Origin of the sequence: Sphaerisporangium sp. NPDC005288 (genome assembly GCF_040607475.1) — a bacterium.
Classification (GTDB): domain Bacteria; phylum Actinomycetota; class Actinomycetes; order Streptosporangiales; family Streptosporangiaceae; genus Sphaerisporangium; species Sphaerisporangium rhizosphaerae.
Window position 1 is genome coordinate 21524 of record NZ_JBEXGT010000021.1, and the last position, 15047, is coordinate 36570.

The window sequence follows — 15047 nt, forward strand, 5'->3', positions numbered from 1 at the left end:
CCAAGCTCGTCGGGGCACATTACCGTGCACGTTCACAGAATCGTCCTTTCCCTGACGGAGGACCTATGAGAAGGACGTTGGCGGCGGTGTCGTGCGGCGCCGCGCTGCTGTTCCCGATGGTGGCGGTGACGCCGGCGCGGGCCGCGACGACGGTGACGAACGGAGGGTTCGAGTCCTCCGGCACCGGGGTGGCGAGCCCTCCGGGATGGACGACGTCCGGCACGGCGTCCGCCGACTACACCGAGACCGGCGGGCGTTCCGGCTCCTACCGGCTCACCCACTGGTCGTCGTCGGCGTACACGGTGAAGACGTCGCAGACGCTCACCGGCCTGGCCGCCGGCCCCTACACGCTCAGCCTGTACGTCAAGAACGGCGGCGGGCAGGGGTCGGTGTACGCGGGCCTGGAGAACTGCGGCGGTCCGGCCGCGCAGACGGCGCTGCCGGTGACCGCCGACTGGCTGAAGCTCGTCGTGTCGGCGAACGTCTCCGGCGGTTCCTGCACGATCAGCCTGTACTCCAGCGCCTCGGCCGGGAACTGGGCCAGTTTCGACGACGTCTCGTTCGCGGCGGGCGCGAGCAACCTGTCCATCAAGGGGGCGGACGTCTCGACGCTGGCCAAGTCCGAGGCGTACGGCGGCGTCTACTACGGGTCCGACGGGGCGAGGCGGGACGCACTGTCGGTGCTGAGGTCCTCTGGCGCGAACTACGCGCGGCTGAAGGTCTGGGTGCGCCCGGCGGACGGCTACAACGACAAGGCGCACGTGCTGGCCATGGCGCGGCGGGTGAAGGCCCTGGGCATGGGCCTGCTCGTGGACTTCCACTACTCCGACCGCTGGGCCGACCCCGGCACGCAGACCAAGCCCGCGTCGTGGGCCTCTCTGCCGTTCGACCAGCTCAGGCAGGCCGTGTACGACCACACCTACGACGTGCTGAACGCGCTGAAGGCACAGGGCACGACGGCCGACATGGCGCAGATCGGCAACGAGATCAACGACGGCATGCTGTGGGAGGACGGCCGGGCCTCGGCGAACTTCGGCAGGCTCGCCCAACTGCTCAACGCCGGGTCGGACGCGGTCAGGGCCGTGTCGTCGTCGACGAAGGTGGTCGTCCACCTGGCCGAGGGCGGCAACAACTCGCTCTTCCGCTGGTTCTTCGACAACGCCAGGAACAACGGCGTGCGCTACGACGTCATCGGCGCCTCCTACTATTCGTACTGGCACGGCACCCTCGCCGCCATGCAGGCCAACCTCCTCGACATCAGGTCCAGGTACGGCAAGCCGGTGTTCCTCGCCGAGACGGCCTACCCCTTCACGACGGGCAACGACGACGGCGAGCCCAACATCATCACGGCCGCCACCCCCTACACCGGCTACCCGGCGACGCAGGCGGGCCAGGCGGCCATGTTCCGCGACGTGCTGAGCACGGCGCAGGCGGCGGGCGCGCTCGGCGCCTTCTACTGGGAGCCGACCTGGACGGCCGTCACCGGGAACGGCTGGGACCCCGAGAACCCCGGCTCGGGCAACGGCTGGGACAACCAGGCCCTGTTCGACTTCAACAACCGGCCGACCGCCGCCATGGCCCAGTTCGCCCATCCCTGACCCGGCCGCGCCGCCAGAACCCCGACACGTCGAGCCGCCGCCGGCGGGAGCCCATGAGGCCCCGCCGGCGGCGGCTCGCGCCGTTTCCGGATGCTACAGTCATGAACATGCGTTCATGAACGATCGTTCATGACCGGGTGGCCGGGAGCACAGGAGCTTCCGGGCCGACGGGAGGGACGTACGCCGATGACCTCGATCGTCAACACCGCGCAGGCCGAGGCGTGGAACGGGTACGAGGGCTCACACTGGGCCGACAACCACGACCGCTACGACGCGGTCAACAACGGCTTCAACGACCATCTGCTCCGTGCTGCCGCCATCGGTGAGCACGACCAGGTGCTGGACGTCGGCTGCGGCAACGGCCAGGTGACCCGGCTGGCCGCGCGGCGCGCCCCGCTGGGCGCGGCCACGGGGCTCGACCTGTCGGCGCCGATGCTCAGGCGGGCACGAGCGCTCGCCGACACCGAAGGCGTGCGGAACCTCACATTCGAGCAGGGGGACGCCCAGGTGCACCCCTTCCCCGAAGGCGCCTACGACGTGGCCATCAGCCGGTTCGGCGTCATGTTCTTCGCAGACCCGGTGGCGGCGTTCGCCAACATCGGCCGTGCACTGCGCCCGGGCGGGCGCGTCGCCTTCCTCGCCCTGCAGACGATGGACCGGAACGACCTCGGCCGGGTCTTCGCCGGACTGCGGGCTCTGCTCCCCTCGACCGCCGCCGTCGAGGAGGCCCACGGCCCGGGGCCCGACTCACTCGCCGACCCGGCGCGGGTGCGGCAGATCTTCACCGCCGCGGGCTTCTCCGACGTCGCCTGCACGCCTGTCGAGGCTCCCCAGGTCTGGGGACGCGACACCGAGGACGCGGCCGCGTTCCTCGGCGACTGGGGCCCTGTGCACCATTGGCTCGGCCAGGTGGACGCCGCGGCGGCGGCCAAGGTACGCCGGGCGCTCGCCGAGGCGCTGGCCCCCTTCGAGCAGGACGGCGCCGTCCGCCTCAACGGCGCCGCCCTGCTCATCACCGCCCTCCACCCCTGACCCGTCCCCGATCCGACACCCCGCGCCGCCCCCGATCACCGGCGGGGGCGGCGGTCAATACGATGTGGCGTGATGTCTCCGAGAAAAGCGGCCGTGCTGCGTGACGGCGGCGGGCAGAGCCTGCGCGACCACCTGATCGCCACCGCCGAACGCCTGATCGCCGAGGGCGGCACCGCGAGCCTCACCGTGCGCGCCATCGCCCGGGAGGCGCGGGTCGCCGACGGCGTGCTGTACAACCACTTCGCCGACAAGGAAGAGCTGCTCGCGCTCGGCCTGCACGCGCACGTCCGCAGCGTCGAGACGGCGCTGGGCGAACCGCCGCGCACGGCCGGTGAGGGCACGGTGGCCGCGAACCTGCGCGCCTACATCGCCTACAGCCTGGCGCTGCACATCGCGATCATGCCTGCCTTCGCCGGTCTGCTGGGCCGTCCTCAGGTGCTGGCGAATTTCGAGCGGCTGTCCAACCCGATGGCCGGCGGGCGCGGCCTGCGCGCCGACCTGGCCGGCTACCTGCGCGCCGAGCAGCGCCTCGGCCGCCTGTCCCCCGGCGCCGACGTGGACGCCGCCGCCACGATGATCATCGGCGCGTGCCACGACCTGGTCCTCCCGCGCCTGTTCACCGGCGCGCCGGCGACGCCCGTCCCCGACGACCTCATCGACGCCCTCGTCACGACCATCATGCACGGCATCACCCCCACCCCCTGCCGCCCCTCACCCGACGCCACGACCAAGGACGGCGAGCGCGACAACGAAGCGACGTGACTCCTGGGCCCCCCGCGTAGAGGGTGGTGGGTCAGGCCACGAATACGGCCGGCTTCGGAAATCGTGGTCCGCGACTTCTACTCGGCACGGCCGAACCGGTCACCTTTCACCCCCGTCGATGAAGGCGTCCCACTCAGCGTGAGCGAAGAACAACTTTGGACCGTCCGGATCCTTGGGATCACGAACGGCGACCCCCCGGAATGATCGGCCTCGTGGCCGGTACCAGCGGCGGCACCCTTCAGTTCCGCGATCTCAACGCAGTCACCGCCATTGTCGCCAGAGAAACCGGACGGTTATCCCTCTGTCGACGACGCCTCACGGCTCGCACAATGATTGCGACGACGATCGCGCCGTCCACGTGCCGGGGACGAATCGGAGGCGTTTCATGGCCGCCAGTGATGACCACCACGCCGCGCTCGATCGACAGACGGGGCCCTTCGACACACTGACCGCGGCGCTCGGGGGCCTGTTCGTCGGGCACTGTCTGGGCGCCGTGGCCAGGTTCAGCGTCGCCGACGCGCTCGACGACACGCCGCGGACGGCCCAGGAGCTGGCCGAAGTCACCGGGGCGAATCCCGAGGCCCTCAGTCGTGTGCTTCGCCTCCTCGCTGCCCATGGCGTCTTCGCCGTCGGCGACGACCGCTTCACCCACACCGGCGCGTCGCGAATGCTCCGTTCCGACCATCCCCAGTCTTGGCGTGACTTCGTGGCAACATTCGGAACCGAACGTACTGCGAAGCAACTGGGTTACTTCGACTACTCACTCCAGACTGGACTCCCGGCCACGAACAAGCTGAATCCGGACGGGTTCTTCGCCATCCTTCAGAGTGATCCCGAGGCGGGCCGGGTCTTCGACGCCGCGATGGTCTCAAAGGCGCGTATCCAGGTCGCGAGTGTCCTGGCCGCCTACGACTTCTCGGACTGCGGAACGATCGCCGACATCGGCGGCGGCCAAGGACACCTACTGCGGGCGGTGGTGGACGCGGCCGAGCGAACCACGGGCATCCTTTTCGACCTGCCCCCGGTGATCGAGCGTGCCGCGGAGATCGCCTCCGATCGGCTCACGCTGCAAGCCGGCGACTTCTTCAAGGACCCGCTGCCGGTCTGCGACACCTACATGCTCATGGACGTGATCCACGACTGGGACGTCGAGCGGGCCACGGCGATCCTGGCCGCCGTACGGAAGGCCGCTCCGCCGCATGCGCGGCTGTTGTTGGTGGAGAGCGTCATCCCCGACGACCCTGGGCCCGACTGGTCCAAAGCCATGGACATCATGATGCTCATCCACACCGGGGGCAGGCAACGCACCCGCAGCGAACACGAGTCGCTGTTGCAGACCTGCGGTTTCCGGCTCGAGCGGGTCGTCGCGACGACATCAGATATGTCGATCCTCGAGGCGGTGTGTGCCTGACCGGGCACTCATTTTTGGTCCGCGTCGAGCGGGATCCTGGCCGATCCCTTGGGAGGGTCGAAACCAGCCAGATCGGGGTGTTCCTCGGCTACGCCTGCGCGGCCGGTCGGGCGCTGCCGGATGTCCGGCTCTGCCTGCCGCGGTTCCTGGGTCGCCGACCGGGCCGGTGTGCGGCCGCCGGTATCCCCGCCGATATCGAGTTCGCGACGTTGTCGGGGCCGCGGTTATGGGGGTGTCGGGCGGCAGGTGAGGAGGTTGGGGAGGTGGGAGGCGGCGTATTCGGGGATCTCGGCCATCGGAGGGCGTTCGGGGGCGGCGACGTCGCGGTCGATCGGCAGGTGGCCGGCCTCGCCGCGGCGGAACTGGGTCAGCCCGGAGGCGGGGACGTGCATGGGCACGATCTTGCGCTGGCGTTCCAGGCGCGCCCACGCCGTGTGCATGATCTGCCCGGCCATGACGCCCAGGGCCTCGGTGGACTGGTGGGAGTGCACCCGCCTTCCGAGGTCCACCTGGGCGAGCGCGTCCAGGCCGGCGTACTCCAGCAGGTCGACGAGCAGGCCGAGTTCCACGCCGTACCCGGTCGCGAACGGCACGCGTTCCAGCACCTCGCGGCGACCCGCGTACTCCCCCGCGAGCGGCTGGACGAAGCCGGCGAGCAGCGGCCAGTGCAGATTCAACATCGGGCGGGCGACCAGCTCGGTGACGCGCCCGCCCCCGCTCTGCGCCTCGCGTAGCGGCCGGTCGTAGCACCCCTTTACGTACACCACGGACGGGTCGGCGAGCAGGGGGCCGAGCAGGCCGGTGACGAAGCCGGTGCCGAACTCGCGCAGGTCGGCGTCGATGAACACCAGCAGGTCGCCGGAGGTGACGGCCAACGACTTCCACAGCACGTCGCCCTTGCCGTCCATCGGCGCCACGGCGGGCAGGATCTCGTCCTGGGCGAAGACCTTGGCCCCCGCCTGCACGGCGCGGGCGGCGGTGTCGTCGGTGGAGCGCGAGTCGATGACGACGAGCTCGTCGACGAGCGGGACGTCCTCCACCAGGTCGCGGCGGATCGCCGAGACGATCTCGCCGACGGTTGCGGCCTCGTTCCTGGCCGGGAGGACGACGCTGATCCTGGTGTCGCCCTTCGCGGCGATCAGGTCGCCGACCGGCCAGTCGGCCGATGCCGTCGTACGGTCGCGCAGCCACGTCTTCACCTCAGGCAGCACGCGATCCCCCCGTCGCCTCCCATCACCTGACGTATCACTTTAAGCGGCGCGATCGCCTCCTTTGGCGGCGCGGCCGTACCGGCGCCGCCGGGTCAGGGGCCGGCGTGGCGTTCGAGGAAGGAGTAGACGTCGGCCTCGTCCACGCCGGGGAACGAGCCCGGGGGCAGGGCCGCCAGCACGTGGGAGTTGCCCCGCGCCGAGGGCCAGGCGTAGCCCTCCCAGCGCTGGGTCAGCTCGGCCGGAGGGCGGCGGCAGCAGTCTCCGGACGGGCAGTTCGACTTGGTCCTGTTGGTGGTCTCCCGGCCCCGGAACCAGCGGGACTCGCGGTAGGGCACGCCGAGCGTGATGGCGAAGTCACGCTCGCGCGAGGGGTCGACGTGGGCGATGCAGAAGTAGGTGCCGGTGGGCGAGTCGGAGTACTGGTGGTACACCGAGAAGCGGTCGGGTGACAGGAAGACCTGGCGCCCTGACCAGCGCAGGCACATCCGCTGCCCCTCTATGGCGCCCTGCTCGTCGGCGGGGAAGACGATGCCGTCGTTCTCGTAGGCCTTGTAGATGATGCCGCCCGCGTCGTTGCGGACGAAGTGGCACGCCAGGTCCAGGTGGTGGGTCGCCAGGTTGGTGAAGCGGTGCGCGGCCATCTCGTAGGAGACGGCGAACACGTCCCGCAGGTCCTCCACCGACAGCGCGCGGTCGCGCTTGGCCTCCTGCAGGTAGGGGACGGCGGCCGTCTCGGGCACCAGGACGGCGGCGGCGAAGTAGTTGGCCTCGGTGCGCTGACGCAGGAAGTCGGCGAAGTCGCGGGGCTTGTGGTGCCCGAGCGCGAGGTGGCCGAGGGTCTGCAGCAGGATCGTGCGCGGAGTGTGCATGCCGAGCTGCTCGTGCTGGACGTAGATGCGCCGGTTGCGCAGGTCGGTGATCGACCGCACCGAGCGGGGAAGGTCCTGCGCGGTCCGCACGGTGAAGCCGAAGTGGGTCACCAGCGCCTGCACGGTGCCCTGCGACAGCGCGCCGGTGCGGTAGCCCACGGCGGCCAGCGCCTCGGCCGCGGCGGTCTCGATCTCGGCGAAGTAGTTGCCCTGCTCACGCTGCTTGCGCCGCAGCTCGGCGTTGGCCGCCCTGGCCTCCTCGGGGGTGGCGGTGCCCTTGGCCTCGCGCGAGCGCAGCTCCTCGTACAGCCCGACGATGTGCTCCAGGACGTCGCTCGGCACCCGGGCGGAGACCTTCAGCCGGGGCAGGCCGATCGAGGCGTAGACGGGGTCGCGCTGCGCCTCCTCCAGGGCGATCTCGAGCTGCGCGCGGCGGCTCGGAGCCTGGCGGCGCAGCAGTTCCTCGACCGGGACGCCGAGCGCGACGGCGAGCGCCTTGAGCAGCGACAGCTTGGGCTCGCGCTTTCCGTTCTCCAGCAGGGAGAGCTGGCTCGGGGCGCGCCCGACGCGTTCGCCGAGCTCCGACAGGGTGAGCCCGCGCTGCTTGCGCAGGTGCTTCAGCCGCTGGCCGAACGCGAGGAGGTCGAGCTCCTGCGTCAAAGACAGCGGTTCTTCTCCCACCAAAGACGCCATAGCACGATCCTAAACGCAAATTCCACCGTTCTTCCAGCCTTACCCGGGTACCTGGGCCGCTCGCGCCGCGGCCGTGCGCTCCTGTCCCGTTCGCGCCGCCACCCGACCGCTCCCGCGCGGGCCAGCGGCGGACCCGGCGACCGCGACAGTGATCCAGAGCGGATGGATTGGTCTAGTCCATAGTGAAAACTTTGCGTTTCTTGCCACGTGAATACTGCCGAGTATTCATCAGATCCGAAAATTCTGACAGCTTTCACGCGATCACTCTTGTTCTGGCGGCTCGAACCATCGCAGACTCGAACCAAGCCCCCAGAGGACGCCGAAGGAGTCAGAATGGAAGATCGCCTCAAGGGAGCTGCAGATGAGCTGCGGCGCGACTGGGAGAGCGACCCGCGCTGGAAGGACGTCGAGCGGACCTACACGGCCGAGGACGTCGTCCGCCTGCGCGGCACCGTGCAGGAGGAGCACACTCTCGCCCGTCTCGGCGCCGAGCGGCTGTGGTCACTCCTGCGGACCGACGAGTACGTGCACGCACTGGGCGCCCTCACCGGCAACCAGGCCGTGCAGCAGGTCAAGGCGGGCCTGAAGGCCATCTACCTGTCCGGCTGGCAGGTCGCGGCGGACGCCAACCTCGGCGGGCAGACCTACCCCGACCAGAGCCTGTACCCGGCCAACTCGGTGCCCGCCGTGGTGCGCCGGATCAACAACGCGCTGATGCGCGCCGACCAGATCACCTGGTCGGAGGGCGAGGCGGACGCTCCGCACTGGATGGCCCCCATCGTCGCCGACGCCGAGGCCGGCTTCGGCGGCGTCCTCAACGCCTTCGAGCTGATGAAGGGCATGATCGCCGCGGGCGCGGCGGGCGTGCACTGGGAGGACCAGCTCGCCTCGGAGAAGAAGTGCGGCCACCTCGGCGGCAAGGTGCTGATCCCGACCGGCCAGCACATCAAGACCCTCAACGCGGCCCGCCTCGCGGCGGACGTGTGCGACGTGCCGACCCTGATCATCGCGCGGACCGACGCCCAGGCCGCGACGCTCCTGACCAGCGACGTCGACGCCCGCGACCAGGCGTTCACCACCGGCGAGCGCACTCCCGAGGGCTTCTACCGCGTGCGCAACGGCGTGGACGCCTGCATCGCCCGCGGCCTGGCCTACGCCCCGTACTCCGACCTGCTGTGGATGGAGACCTCCACACCCGACCTGGACGTGGCGCGGCGCTTCGCGGAGGCGATCAAGGACCGCTTCCCCGACCAGATGCTCGCCTACAACTGCTCGCCGTCGTTCAACTGGAAGCAGCACCTGGACGACTCGACCATCGCCAAGTTCCAGCGCGAGCTCGGCCACATGGGCTACCGCTTCCAGTTCATCACCCTGGCGGGCTTCCACTCGCTGAACTACTCGATGTACCACCTCGCGCGCGGCTACGCCGAGGAGGGCATGCCCGCCTACGTCGAGCTGCAGGAGGCGGAGTTCGCCGCCGAGCGGCAGGGCTACACCGCGACGCGCCACCAGCGCGAGGTGGGCACCGGCTACTTCGACCTGGTCAGCACCGCCGTCGCACCGGACTCCTCGACGGTGGCGCTCAAGGGCTCGACCGAGGCCGAGCAGTTCGCCCGCCCGCACTAGGTTCGGGCGGCACGGGGCGGTCAGGCCGGCAGGGCGGTAGGACGGCGCGGGCGGTCAGGCCGAGGGGGAGGAGTCGCTGAGGGTGGGAGTGGGCTGCGGCGGCGTCGGCTCCGGCGACTCGCCGTCCCCCCACTCCGGGACCTGGCTGATGCTGATCGTCGGCTTGGGGCTCTTGGTGGGCTTCGGATCGCCGGTGCCGCCGGGCGGACGCGGGCTGGGCGGGCACGGCTTCTCCTTGCCGCGCTTGTTCCGGCACGGCTGAGGCTCGTCGGGCACCTGGGGCCGGGGCGTCGTGCGCTTGGGGGACGGCGACGGCGGCGGCGAGGGGACGGGGGTCTGCCAGGTGGCCGTCGGCGCCCCCTCCGGTCCCTCGGTGCGGCGCGCCGAGGGCGACCCCGGCGGGTTCGGCGTGGTGGTGAACGCCGGCGGGCGCCCGGGGGCGGTGGCGGTGCCGGACGGGGACCCGTAGTCGGTGCCGCGCACGACGGGCCCCGAGGTGTCCAGCACCTCGACCGGGACGCGCGACCCCTGGATCGGCACGGCGACCGGCACCCTGCCGGGGCGGTTCGCGCTCTCGTCGATGCGGGTCGCGCCGGTGCTCGCCGCCACGACAGTCACCGCGGCGATCGACACCGTGGCGAGCGCCGCGAAGCCGGCGTGCGAGGCGTGCCCGCGCCGGGCCGCCGCCCGCCGCGCCGCCCGCGCGCCCGTGGTGGGCGCGCCGTCCTGCCGCTCGTCCTCACCGGCGCCGGCGAGCTTGAGGTGCCGCGCGCCCATCGGGTACGGGACGGGCGCCCAGATCTCCTCCAGCACGGCGGTCACGGCCTCACGGCGGTCCCAGGAACGGTCGACTCCCCCGGCGTCCAGCAGCCATCCGAGCAGCGCCGCGGCCCCGGGCCGGTCGCCGGGCTCCTTGGCCAGCGCGGCCGAGACCGGGTCCCACAGCAGCTTGGGCACCGAGGACAGCCGGGGCTGCTCGACCAGGATGCGCCGCGTGAGCACGTCGGCCTCGCCAGCGCCGAACGGGTGGTGGCCGGTCGCGGCGTAGGCGACCAGGCAGCCCCAGGCGAACACGTCGGAGGCCGGGATCGCCGGGCCGCCGGTGAGGCGCTCGGGCGCCACCCAGCCGGGGCTGCCCATGACCTGCCCGGCCTGCGTGTGCGCGACGGCGGCGTCGAGGTCCCTGGCGATGCCGAAGTCGATGATCCGCGGCCCCCTGGGCGAGAGCAGCACGTTGCCGGGCTTGAGGTCGCGGTGGACGAAGCCGGCCTCGTGGATGGCCACCAGCGCGGCCGCGGCCCCGAGGGCGACGCCGTAGGCGAGGTCGGGCGTGAGCGGCCCCCGCACGGCGACCACCTGGGACAGAGACGGGCCGGGGATGTACTCGGTCACCAGGTAGGGCCGGTCGCGGTCGGTGCCGTCCTCCTCGACGGCGGCGGTGCAGAACGGCACCACGCGGCGGGAGAACTCGACCTCCTCGGCGAAGCGCGCGCGCAGCGTCGGGTCGCCGAGATGGACCGAATGCGGGGTCTTGAGCGCGACCAGGCCGCCCTCGGGCCGCTCGGCCAGGTAGACCACGCCCATGCCACCGGCGCCGAGCCTGCCGAGCAGGAGGTAGCGCCCGATGATCACCGGGTCGCCCACCGTCAGCGGCCGAACGCCTGGAGGCGTCCCGCTCGGGACGCCTGCTCCGCCACGTGCCATCCGGAGATGACCTCCCTTCGGGGTACGGCACAGGCCACTGTGTCTCCCCGTGAGGACATCTGGCGTGAACTAGTTGAAAGCGGCATGAGAGGTAAGGTGACTGATCCCTGCAGGTAAGGAAGCGGTGTGCCGCCTGTGACGGCAGGGACCGCTGTGAGCTGCCGACTGCCCGGCACGCCCCCTCTCACCCGGCACCCTGACGGCCGGTCGGACCCGGTCGGACCCGGTCGTGCGGGGTCGGCCGGCGGCGCTGGAAACCGGGCTCCTCGGCCGTGCGAGACTCCGGCGCTCGCCGTTTCAGGCGGCGCGGGAACCCGGTGCCCCTGCGGCGCGAGAACCGGCGACCTCGCGGCGCGGGAACCGGTGACCCTGCGGCACCGGAACCGGGGCCCGCGTTCAGGCGGCGGCGGTGGACCCGGGACCCTCAGGCACGCTGGCCCCGGCCACCGCGGACCGGACGGCCGCCGACCCGACGGCCGCGGACCCGGCCACCGCCGACCCGGCCACCGTGGACCCCGCCACCGCGGACCCGACGGCCGTGGCGCCGGACGGCTCGCTCGCGACGGAGGCGGCGACGGCGTCGAGGAACCGCCCGATGTGGCGGAAGACCATCTGCGCCTCCGGGACGACGTCCGCCAGCATCGCGAACACGTGCGGCATGCGGCGCCACTCCTCGTAGGTCACCTTCACCCCGGCCCGGCGCGCCTGGAGGGCGACGCGGCGGTCCTCGTCGCGCAGCACCTCGGTGGACCCGGTCACGACCATCATGGGCGGCAGGCCGGTGTAGTCCCCGTACACGGGCGAGACCAGCGGGTCATGGCAGTCCAGGCCCGCGGTCCAGCGGCGCGCGAGCCAGTCGACCCGGCCGGCGGACAGCATCGGGTCGGCCCAGCGGTTGGCCCTGCGCCGCACGTCCGACAGGTCGGCCCACGGCGACAGGCAGATCGCGGCGCCGGGCAGCGGCATGCCGCGGTCGCGCAACGCGAGCAGCGTGGCCAGGGTGAGGTGCCCGCCGGCGGAGTCGCCGGCGACGATGACGTCCTGCGGGGCGAAGCCGCGGTCGAGCAGGCCCTGGTAGGCGTCCAGGGCGTCGGCCAGCGACTCCGGCAGCGAGTGGATCGGCCCCTGGCGGTAGTCGAGGGCGAAGACCGGACGGCGCGCGACCGCCGACAGGCGCCAGGTGATCGGGCGGTGCGTCGCCGGGGAGCAGAAGAAATAGGCGCCGCCGTGGAAGTAGAGCACCACCTTGCTCTCGTCCAGGTCGTCGCCGGCCCGCACCCACTCGGAGCCGCAGGGCGGCTCCCCGTCCACCTTGTCGATCGTCACATGGCCCGGCACCGGGAGCGGCAGCCGCTGGCTCAGCTCGACGACCCGCGAGACGCAGCTGATGCCCAGGCCGTGCCTGACCAGAAGCGCCGACAGGGGTTTGGTGGTCCCGCGCATCAGCGTGTTGAACAGTGCGGCCCGCCAGCTGACGGGGTACGCGGGCTGGATGTCTACGTCGATCTCCCGAGACATCACGAACCTCCACCGGGCGATACCAATCAGAACGCCGTTCTATGCCGACGCGTATACCCCGGTTTACATGACGTTTACACGGTACGTCGAGAGGCAAACGGAAGATTTGACCTGGTAGGGGGCTATAAGGGCGTCAGGTGAGGTTCTGCCGGATCTCTCCGAGGAAGCGCAGGAACTGCTCGCGCTCCGCCGCGTCGAGGGTGCGCAGGGCCCGCTCGCTCAGCCGCGCCATCTCCTCGTCGATCACGCTCTCGAGCTCGCGGCCGCGGTCGGTCAGCAGCAGCCGCACGAGGCGCGCGTCGGTCGGATGCGGCTCGCGGCGCAGCAGGCCGGCGGTCTCCATGCGGGTGGCCGCACGGGTGACGGTGGGCGTGGAGAGCTCCAGCAGCCGGGCGATCTCGCCGGGGGCCATGCCGTCGTTCTCCCACAGGCACCGCAGGATGAACTGCTGGCCCGAGCGCACGCCATGGCGGTTGTAGGCGGCCTCGGACGCCAGCGCCATCGCCCGCTTGGCCGTCCAGAACGCGGTCTGGAAGTCGGTGGCCACCTCTCCCCTCCTGCCGATCGTGCCGGGATCTCCCGCAACGTACCAGGAAGGCTTGACGGTCTTTCGTTAGCTGACTAACGTAATCCGCTGCCCGGCTAACGTTAGTCGGCTTACGTTCAGCGCGGGCGTCCGCCGTCCGCGTGCGAAAGGCGCCCCATGACCGACCAACCGCGGGTGAGCTTCGGCCTCAAGACCGTCCCCTCGCACACCACCTATGACGACATCCTGCGGGTCTGGCAGGAGGCCGACGCCATCCCCCTCATCGAGCACGCCTGGCTGTGGGACCACATGCTGCCGCTGTTCGGCGACCCCGGCGGGCCGATCTACGAGGGGTGGACGCTGCTCGCCGCCCTGGCCGCCCGCACCGAGCGGCTGCGCCTCGGGCTGATGGTCACCAGCAACCTCACCCGCCCGCCGGCCGTGCTCGCCAAGATCGCCGCGACCGTGGACGTGATCTCCGGCGGCCGCCTGGTCCTCGGCATCGGCGTCGGCGGCACCCACCAGCCCGGCGACATCTCCGTGCCCCGCGAGTACGACGCCTACGGCCTGACCGCCGTCTCCCCCGCGGAGGGCGTCGCCCGGCTCGCGGAGTCCTGCACGATCATCCGGCGCATGTGGACCGAGGACGTCTTCGACTTCGAGGGGCGCCACTACCGGCTCAAGGGCACCCGCTGCGCGCCCAAGCCGGTGCAGCGGCCCGGCCCGCCCGTCATGATCGGCGGCTGGGGGATCCGGACGCTGCGCGTCGTGGCAGAGCACGCCGACATCTGGAACATCCCCGCCCATCCGCACAACACCGTCGCCTACGTCAAGGAGCGCGGCGCCGTCCTGGACGAGCACTGCGCCGCCATCGGGCGCGACCCGGCGGAGATCATCCGGTCGGCCCAGATGGTGGCCGACTACGACGACCCGGCCGCCACGCGGGGCACGGCCCTGGAGCTCATCGACGCCGGCGTCACCCACATCGCCCTCGGCCTGCGCACCCCCTACCCCGAGGGCGTCGCCCACTGGGCCACCGACCACGTCATCGCCCCCGTACTCGCCCAGACCGCTCACTCTTGAGCCCCGGGGCGACCGGGCCGTGAGGGCCTGTCATCGGCGGACGAGGGACGGCTGCACCTCTGCCTGGGACCGGTGACGACCGGCCTGCCCGGCCCTCGTGGCCGGGTGGCCCTTCGTAGACGCCGTCACGCGGTCCGGTGCGGCGGCCCGGACGGCGCGGAAAATGCCGATGATCTGTACGGCGCGGCTGGTTACAATGCGAGTCCAGCCGTCACCGGAGGTGCCGCCTTCGCGCTCTATCTCACCATCTTCCGATACGGTTTCCGCCGTCACGCCACCTACTGGGGCGCGGCGCTCGCCGGGGCCTTCACCAACACGGTGTTCGGTTTCCTGCGCGCGTACGTGCTCATCGCCCTGTGGCACGCCCGGCCCGGCCTGGCCGGGTACGACGTCACCGACGCGATCACCTTCTGCTTCCTCACCCAGGGGTTCATCGGCCCCATGGAACTGTTCGGCGGCGGTCTCGATCTCGCCCAGCGGGTGCGCACCGGCGACGTCGCCCTCGACCTGTCGCGCCCCGCGTCGCTCCAGATGTGGGCCCTCGCCGACGACCTCGGCCGGGCGGTGTTCCTGTTCGTCGCCCGCAGCGTCCCGCCCACGCTGGTCGGCGCGGTGGTCTTCGGCATCCACCTCCCCGGTGACGCGGCCACCTGGGCGGCGTTCTCCGCCTCGATGACGCTGGGCGTCGTCGTCAGCTTCGGCCTGCGCTACCTGGTCGCGATGTCGACGTTCTGGATCGTGGACGACCGTGGCGTCCAGTCGCTGTCGCTGGTCATGACGATGTTCTTCAGCGGCATGACCCTGCCGCTGGTACTGTTCCCCGGCTGGCTCGGCACGCTGGCCGACGCGCTGCCGTGGGCGGCGATGGTGCAGGTGCCGGCCGACGTCTTCCTCGGCAAGCGCGACGTCCTCGGCGCGCTCGCCTTCCAGGCCGCCTGGGTGGCGGCGCTCCTCGCGGCGGGCGCCGCGGTCACCCGTACCGCCCGCCGCAAAGTCGTCATCCAGGGCGGGTGA

General features: G+C 71.5%; 12 protein-coding genes and 1 pseudogene. 7 read left to right on the forward strand and 6 right to left on the reverse strand.

Features of this window, described 5'->3' with window-relative positions:
• Positions 1 to 65: 65 nt before the first annotated feature.
• The 3 genes from ABZU32_RS20720 (at position 66) to ABZU32_RS20730 (ending at position 3392) form a co-directional block, all read left to right on the forward strand.
• Entirely contained in the window at positions 66 to 1598 is a 1533-nt protein-coding gene (locus ABZU32_RS20720; RefSeq protein WP_354924311.1) for a glycosyl hydrolase 53 family protein, read from the forward strand.
• 186 nt (positions 1599 to 1784) lie between these two features.
• Positions 1785 to 2630: a class I SAM-dependent methyltransferase gene (locus ABZU32_RS20725; protein ID WP_354924313.1), complete on the forward strand. Its 846-nt coding sequence runs from the start codon at positions 1785 to 1787 to the stop codon at positions 2628 to 2630.
• Positions 2631 to 2702: 72 nt separating this feature from the next.
• Entirely contained in the window at positions 2703 to 3392 is a 690-nt protein-coding gene (locus ABZU32_RS20730) for a helix-turn-helix domain-containing protein (RefSeq protein ID WP_354924315.1), read from the forward strand.
• A gap of 99 nt (positions 3393 to 3491) precedes the next feature.
• On the opposite strand, the pseudogene ABZU32_RS20735 reads toward ABZU32_RS20730, so the two are convergent.
• Positions 3492 to 3551, reverse strand: a pseudogene (locus ABZU32_RS20735) (hypothetical protein); the annotation flags it as partial.
• Between the two features lie 226 nt (positions 3552 to 3777).
• On the opposite strand from ABZU32_RS20735, the gene ABZU32_RS20740 reads away from it, so the two are divergent.
• On the forward strand, positions 3778 to 4803 hold the full coding sequence (locus tag ABZU32_RS20740) for a methyltransferase (RefSeq protein ID WP_354924317.1): 1026 nt from the start codon (positions 3778 to 3780) through the stop codon (positions 4801 to 4803).
• A 224-nt stretch (positions 4804 to 5027) separates the two neighbouring features.
• Here the strand turns inward: ABZU32_RS20740 and ABZU32_RS20745 are convergent, their stop codons facing one another.
• On the reverse strand, positions 5028 to 6014 hold the full coding sequence (locus ABZU32_RS20745; RefSeq protein WP_354924319.1) for a glucosyl-3-phosphoglycerate synthase: 987 nt from the start codon (positions 6012 to 6014) through the stop codon (positions 5028 to 5030).
• Positions 6015 to 6106: 92 nt separating this feature from the next.
• On the reverse strand, positions 6107 to 7576 hold the full coding sequence (locus ABZU32_RS20750; RefSeq protein ID WP_354924321.1) for a helix-turn-helix domain-containing protein: 1470 nt from the start codon (positions 7574 to 7576) through the stop codon (positions 6107 to 6109).
• Between the two features lie 333 nt (positions 7577 to 7909).
• Between ABZU32_RS20750 and aceA the strand changes: the two genes are divergently transcribed.
• Positions 7910 to 9202, forward strand: coding sequence for an isocitrate lyase (gene aceA / locus ABZU32_RS20755; RefSeq protein WP_354836031.1), 1293 nt, complete (start codon positions 7910 to 7912; stop codon positions 9200 to 9202).
• A 54-nt stretch (positions 9203 to 9256) separates the two neighbouring features.
• Here the strand turns inward: aceA and ABZU32_RS20760 are convergent, their stop codons facing one another.
• The 3 genes from ABZU32_RS20760 to ABZU32_RS20770 all read right to left on the reverse strand — a co-directional run bounded on the left by ABZU32_RS20760 (position 9257) and on the right by ABZU32_RS20770 (position 12971).
• A complete protein-coding gene (locus ABZU32_RS20760; protein WP_354836033.1) occupies positions 9257 to 10906 on the reverse strand; it encodes a serine/threonine-protein kinase in 1650 nt (549 codons plus the stop codon).
• Between the two features lie 396 nt (positions 10907 to 11302).
• A complete protein-coding gene (locus ABZU32_RS20765) occupies positions 11303 to 12424 on the reverse strand; it encodes an alpha/beta hydrolase (RefSeq protein ID WP_354924323.1) in 1122 nt (373 codons plus the stop codon).
• Positions 12425 to 12557: 133 nt separating this feature from the next.
• Positions 12558 to 12971 (reverse strand): MarR family transcriptional regulator, encoded by a 414-nt coding sequence (locus ABZU32_RS20770; RefSeq protein ID WP_354924325.1) that lies wholly within the window; start codon positions 12969 to 12971, stop codon positions 12558 to 12560.
• Positions 12972 to 13127: 156 nt separating this feature from the next.
• Between ABZU32_RS20770 and ABZU32_RS20775 the strand changes: the two genes are divergently transcribed.
• Entirely contained in the window at positions 13128 to 14033 is a 906-nt protein-coding gene (locus ABZU32_RS20775) for an LLM class flavin-dependent oxidoreductase (protein ID WP_354924327.1), read from the forward strand.
• Between the two features lie 105 nt (positions 14034 to 14138).
• Positions 14139 to 15047: an ABC-2 family transporter protein gene (locus tag ABZU32_RS20780; RefSeq protein ID WP_354924328.1), complete on the forward strand. Its 909-nt coding sequence runs from the start codon at positions 14139 to 14141 to the stop codon at positions 15045 to 15047.